The sequence below is a fragment of the Pseudomonas sp. EGD-AK9 genome (assembly GCF_000465935.2).
Taxonomy (GTDB): Bacteria; Pseudomonadota; Gammaproteobacteria; order Pseudomonadales; family Pseudomonadaceae; genus Aquipseudomonas.
Map to the genome: position 1 here is coordinate 1 of NZ_AVOF01000216.1, position 5,593 is coordinate 5,593.

Genomic DNA, 5,593 nt, shown 5'->3' on the forward strand with positions numbered 1-5,593 from the left:
CGACTGGCTGCGCGGCCTGCTCGGCGGCGTGCTGCTGGGCTGGGGCAGCCTGCTGGCGCTGGGCTGCACCGTGGGCACGCTGCTCTCCGGGATCATGGCCGGGGCGGCGTCGGGCTGGCTGTTCGGCCTGTTCTGCCTGCTCGGCATCGTGCTCGGGCTGAAGCTGCGGCCGCTGTTGCGGTTGGGGTAAGGCTCCCTAGCCCGGATTTCATCCGGGCTACACCGCTATGCGGCGCTCGCGCTAGCCTGCCTTGCCCGGCGCGGCATCCTCGAAGCGGTCGACCTGGCGCAGGCTCTTGAAGCCGAGCAGCCAGCCGCCGGTGACCGTCAGGGTGCAGGCGCAGCCGATCAGCGCCGCCGGCACCACGCCGAACCAGGCGGCGCTGGTGCCGGCGCGGAATTCGCCGAGCTCGTTGGACGAGCCGATGAACAGCATGTTCACCGCGTTGACCCGGCCGCGCATGGCGTCCGGGGTGGAGAACTGCACCAGCGAGGAGCGGATGTACATGCTCACCATGTCCGCACCGCCGGCCACCACCAGCGCGGCGAACGACAGCCAGAACAGGCTGGACAGGGCGAACACCAGGTTGGCCACACCGAACAGCGCCACCGCGGCGAACATGGTCAGGCCGACCCGGCGGTTGAACGGCTTCATGCTCAGGTACAGGCCCACCGTGACCTCGCCGATGGCCATGGCGCTGCGCAGCAGACCGAGGCCGGTGGGCCCGACTTCCAGCACCTCCTGGGCGTAGATCGGCAGCAGCGCCACCACACCGCCGAGCAGCACGGCGAACAGGTCCAGGGAGATGGTGCCGAGGATGATCGGCCGCGAACGGATAAAGCCGATGCCGGCGGTGAAGCGCGCCCAGGCCGTGGATTCCAGCGCCTGCATCTTCTCCGCATAGCGCACCGGCACCAGCGGCAGCAACGCGGCGCCGGCGAGGAAGCCGAGCAGGCACACCGAGTAGGTCAGCCCGCCACCGCCGATGGCGTACAGGCCGCCGCCCAGCACCGGCCCGGAGATGGTCGCGCCGCGCATGATCATGCTGTTGGCGGCAATCGCCGCGGCCAGGCGCTCGCGCGGCACGATCTGCGGCAGCAGGCTGGACAGCGCCGGCCCGGTGAAGGCGCGGGCACTGCCGTAGAGCACCAGCACGGCGTAGTACCAGCTCACCGGCGCCTCGCTCAGCGACAGCCAGAGCAGCGCGGCGGCGCACAGGCCTTCCACCAGCCAGCTGAGCAGGAGGATCAGCTTGCGGTCGAAGCGGTCGATCAGGTCGCCCGCCGGCATCAACAGCAGCAGCATCGGCACGAACTGCGCCAGGCCGACGTAGGCCAGCGACAGCGGGTCGCGGGTGATGTCGTAGACCTGCCAGGCGACCACTATGGCCTGGATCTGCATGGCGAACATCGCCAGCAGGCGCGCGGCGAGAAAGGGCAGGAAACCGGGGAGGCGGTAAACGGAAACGGCAGCGGACACGGTGCGAGCCTCGGGGCATGACCGGCGGGTGCCGGTCGAGGTGAGCCGGGCAATCTAAGACAAAGCGCAGCAGCGGGGCAAACGGGCGAACAGGCTGTTGCGCAGGTTGCGCCGTGCAGCGGCGAGGTGGCTTCACCCTGGTCGCGGCTGAGGCCGCTCCCGCAGCGCCAGCCATGGGAGGCGCTTTCGACCCTGGCATCCTTGCCTCCCTGCAGTCGCAGCGGCGAGGCACGCGCGGCTACCCCGGCCGGCCGGGAGCGGGTTTAATGCCTGTATTTGCCGGATCATCACCATGCCCCTGAGCCCCGCCGAACTCGCCCGGATCAGCGCCCTGACCCTGGCCCATTACCAGGACTGCGCCGAGGATTTTCGCGAGGGCACCCGCGATCACGACGTCAGCCAGAACGTCGCCGCGCTGCTCGCGCATATCCAGGCCGAGCCGCCCTACCGGATTCTCGACTTCGGCTGCGGCCCGGGGCGCGACCTGCGCACCTTCGCCGCCCTCGGCCACCAGCCGGTCGGCCTCGACGGCTGCCCGCGCTTCGTCGATATGGCGCGGGTGGACAGCGGCTGCGAGGTCTGGCTGCAGGATTTTCTCGCCCTCGACCTGCCCAGCGCGCGCTTCGACGGCATCTTCGCCAACGCCAGCCTGTTCCACGTGCCGGACCAGCAGTTGCCGCAGGTGCTCGGCCAGTTGCATGCCGCGCTGAAACCCGGCGGCGTGCTGTTCAGCTCCAACCCGCGCGGCGACAACCAGGAAGGCTGGAACGGCCCGCGCTATGGCGCCTACCACGACCTGGCGCACTGGCGCGCACGGCTCGAGGCCGCCGGCTTCGTCGAACTGGAGCACTACTACCGCCCCGCCGGCCTGCCGCGCGAGCAGCAGCCCTGGCTGGCCAGCGTCTGGCGGCGGCGCTGACACGGGCTTGACTTGCCGGTCAGCTATTGCCCAAGATGCCGCCTTCCCCTCAGCCAGCGCGCCAGGGCCGACAGCCCTTGGCGGCGTCGCAGGCCACGCGCTATATAGAAAACTAAACAACGCCACGGAGGCGCCATGTTCAGCTCCCGCCATCTGCTGTTCGTCCTGCTGCTCGCCGGCGCCGGCCCGGCCCTCGCCGCCGAGGTGCAGGTGGCCGTGGCCGCCAACTTCACCGCGCCGCTGCAGGCCATCGCGCCCAGGTTCGAGCAGGCCACCGGGCACAAGCTGGTCGCCTCCTTCGGCGCCACCGGGCAGTTCTATGCGCAGATCAAGCATGGCGCGCCCTTCGATGTGCTGCTGGCCGCCGACGACAGCACCCCGGCCAGGCTGGAGAGCGAGGGCGATGCCGTGCCCGGCTCGCGTTTCACCTACGCCATCGGCAGCCTGGTGCTGTGGTCGGCCGACGTCGACACCCTCGACGGCAGCCCCGCCGCCCTGCACGCCGGCGCCTTCACCCACCTGGCCATCGCCAACCCGCAGGCCGCGCCCTACGGCCTGGCCGCCATCCAGGTGCTGGAAAAACTGGGCCTGCACGAGACGCTGCGGCCCAAGCTGGTGGAAGGCCAGAGCATCGCCAAAGCCCTGCACTTCGTCGCCACCGGCAACGCCGAGCTGGGCTTCGTCGCCCTGTCCCAGGTGTACCGGAACGGCCAGCTCAGCAGCGGCTCGGCCTGGATGGTGCCGCAGGCGCTGTACGATCCGATCAAGCAGGACGCGGTGCTCCTCAAGCAGGGCGCCAACAACCCGGCCGCCGCCGCGCTGCTGGAATACCTCAGGGGCCCGGAAGCGGCCGCGATCATCGAATCCTTCGGCTATAAGCTGTAATCGGGACCCCGCATGCCGCTGTCCAAGCACGACCTCGACGCGATCTGGCTGACCCTGCAGCTGGCCTCGCTGACCACCCTGCTGCTGCTGCTGATCGGCACGCCCATCGCCTGGTGGCTGGCGCGCACCCACTCGCGGCTGAAGCAGCCGATCGGCGCCATAGTCGCGTTGCCGCTGGTGCTGCCGCCGACGGTGATCGGCTTCTACCTGCTGGTGAGCATGGGGCCCAACGGTTTCATCGGTCAGCTGACCCAGAGCCTCGGCCTGGGCACCTTCACCTTCAGCTTCACCGGCCTGGTGATCGCCTCGGTGTTCTACTCGCTGCCCTTCGTCGTGCAGCCGCTGCAGAACGCCTTCGAGGCCATCGGCCGCGCCCCGCTGGAGGCCGCCGCGACCCTGCGCGCGGGGCCCTGGGACGCCTTCTTCAGCGTGGTACTGCCGCTGGCCCGCCCCGGCCTGATGACCGCCGCGGTGCTCGGCTTCGCCCATACCGTCGGCGAGTTCGGCGTGGTGCTGATGATCGGCGGCAATATCCCCGGCAAGACCCAGGTGGCCTCGGTGCAGATCTACAACCATGTGGAAACCATGAACTACGCCCAGGCCCACTGGCTGGCCGGCGGCATGGTGCTGTTCTCCTTTATCGTGCTGCTCGCGCTCTACTCCGGGCGCGCCGGCAAAGCGAGGCTGTGGTGAGGTTCGCTTTCGCCAGACCCGCGGCCCCCGCCGTGACGGACGACGGGCGCATTCGCGCGCGCTTCGTGGTGCAGCACCCGGGCTTTCGCCTGGACGTCGACCTCAATCTGCCGGGCCGCGGCGTCAGCGCCCTGTTCGGCCATTCCGGCTCGGGCAAGACCAGTTGCCTGCGCTGCTTCGCCGGCCTGGATCGCCCGCAGCAGGGCTATCTGCAGGTGGCCGGCGAGCTGTGGCAGGACAGCGCCAGCGGCCATTTCCTGCCGGCGCACCGGCGCGCCATCGGCTACGTGTTCCAGGACGCCAACCTGTTCCCCCACCTCAGCGTGCGGCGCAACCTGGAGTACGGCCAACGCCGCATCCCCGCCGCGCAGCGCCAGGTGGCGCTGGAGCAGGCGCTGGAGCTGCTCGGCATCGGTCATCTGCTCGAGCGTTTGCCGGCCAGCCTGTCCGGCGGCGAACGCCAGCGCGTCGGCATCGCCCGCGCGCTGCTGACCAGCCCGCGCCTGCTGCTGATGGACGAGCCGCTGGCCTCGCTCGATCTCAAGCGCAAGCTGGAGGTGCTGCCCTATCTGGAGCGCCTGCACCAGGAGCTGGAGATTCCGGTGCTCTACGTCAGCCACGCGCCGGACGAGGTGGCGCGCCTGGCCGACCACCTGGTGCTGCTCGACGAAGGCCAGGTGCGCGCCAGCGGCCCGCTCAAGGAAACCCTGCTGCGCGCCGACCTGCCCTTCGCCCTGGAAGACGACGCCGAGGCGGTGATCGACGGCCGGGTCGCGGGCCACGACGCCGCCTACCAGTTGCTGGAGCTGCATCTGCCCGGCAGCGAGGCGCGCCTGCGCCTGCCGCATGCGGCGCTGCCGGTCGGCCATGGGGTACGGGTGAAGATCAAGGCGCGCGACGTCAGCCTCGGCCTGCAGCGCGCCGAGGGCAGCAGCCTGCTCAACCTGCTGCCGGTGGCGGTGGACGACTGGCGCGCCCTCGACGCCCAGGTGCTGCTGACCCTGCGCCTGGGCGAGCAGCGCCTGCTGGCGCGGATCACCCGCTACTCCTTCGACCAGCTCGGCATCCAGGCCGGCCAGACGCTGTGGGCGCAGGTGAAATCGGTGTCGCTGCTCGCGCCGTAGCCCGGATGCAATCCGGGGGCGTTCGAAGGATTTCCCGGATTGCATCCGGGCTACGGCGAGCGTCGCCAGTTACGGCGTGCCGGGCAGCTGCAGGTGCTGCGGCCCGATCTCGGCGCTGCCGGCCAGCAGCAGGGCGAAGTGGATGACGTTCTCCAGCTCGCGGGTGTTGCCCGGCCAGGGATGCGCCTCCAGCACGGCCTGCGCTGCGGGGCTGATCGGCGGGATCGCCAGGCCCAGGCGCTGGGCATGGCTGCCGAGGAAATACTCGGCCAGCGGCAGGATGTCGCCGACCCGCTGGCGCAACGCCGGCAGCTCGAGCAGGCCGTCGCCCAGGTAGGCGTACAGCCGCTCGTCGAAGGTGCCGGCGGCCACCGCGCGGGCCAGGTCGATGCTGCTGGCCGCCACCAGCCTGACGTCCACCGGCAACGCCTGACCGGCGCCGACGCGGTACAGCTCGCGGGTTTCCAGCGCGGCGAGCAGCTTGCCCTGCAG

General features: G+C 70.5%; 7 protein-coding genes. 5 read left to right on the forward strand and 2 right to left on the reverse strand.

The window, feature by feature from the left end; all coding sequences use genetic code 11:
• Positions 1-190, forward strand: a 190-nt coding sequence (locus tag N878_RS11280; protein WP_036987716.1) for a YeeE/YedE thiosulfate transporter family protein, incomplete at its 5' end; no start/stop codon positions are given.
• Positions 191-241: 51 nt separating this feature from the next.
• Here N878_RS11280 and N878_RS11285 read toward each other — a convergent pair.
• On the reverse strand, positions 242-1,480 hold the full coding sequence (locus N878_RS11285; RefSeq protein ID WP_021443761.1) for an MFS transporter: 1,239 nt from the start codon (positions 1,478-1,480) through the stop codon (positions 242-244).
• Positions 1,481-1,772: 292 nt separating this feature from the next.
• Here N878_RS11285 and N878_RS11290 point away from each other — a divergent pair, with 292 nt between their 5' ends.
• The 4 genes from N878_RS11290 to modC all read left to right on the forward strand — a co-directional run bounded on the left by N878_RS11290 (position 1,773) and on the right by modC (position 5,101).
• A complete protein-coding gene (locus N878_RS11290; protein ID WP_021443762.1) occupies positions 1,773-2,399 on the forward strand; it encodes a class I SAM-dependent methyltransferase in 627 nt (208 codons plus the stop codon).
• A 135-nt stretch (positions 2,400-2,534) separates the two neighbouring features.
• Entirely contained in the window at positions 2,535-3,284 is a 750-nt protein-coding gene (gene modA / locus N878_RS11295; RefSeq protein WP_021443763.1) for a molybdate ABC transporter substrate-binding protein, read from the forward strand.
• Positions 3,285-3,296: 12 nt separating this feature from the next.
• The gene (gene modB / locus N878_RS11300; RefSeq protein ID WP_021443764.1) at positions 3,297-3,977 is read left to right on the forward strand and encodes a molybdate ABC transporter permease subunit; all 681 of its coding nucleotides are present in this window, start codon (positions 3,297-3,299) and stop codon (positions 3,975-3,977) included.
• 32 nt (positions 3,978-4,009) lie between these two features.
• Entirely contained in the window at positions 4,010-5,101 is a 1,092-nt protein-coding gene (gene modC, locus N878_RS11305; protein WP_031303048.1) for a molybdenum ABC transporter ATP-binding protein, read from the forward strand.
• Between the two features lie 69 nt (positions 5,102-5,170).
• Here modC and N878_RS11310 read toward each other — a convergent pair.
• Positions 5,171-5,593 (reverse strand): sigma 54-interacting transcriptional regulator (locus N878_RS11310; protein WP_021443766.1); only part of this gene is annotated, 423 nt, incomplete at its 5' end.

Bases quoted from the DNA above. Each gene is read 5' to 3' on its own strand.
- N878_RS11290 (WP_021443762.1), top strand. From the start codon at position 1,773: ATGCCCCTGAGCCCCGCCGAACTCGCCCGGATCAGCGCCCTGACCCTG.
- modA (WP_021443763.1), top strand. From the start codon at position 2,535: ATGTTCAGCTCCCGCCATCTGCTGTTCGTCCTGCTGCTCGCCGGCGCC.
- modB (WP_021443764.1), top strand. From the start codon at position 3,297: ATGCCGCTGTCCAAGCACGACCTCGACGCGATCTGGCTGACCCTGCAG.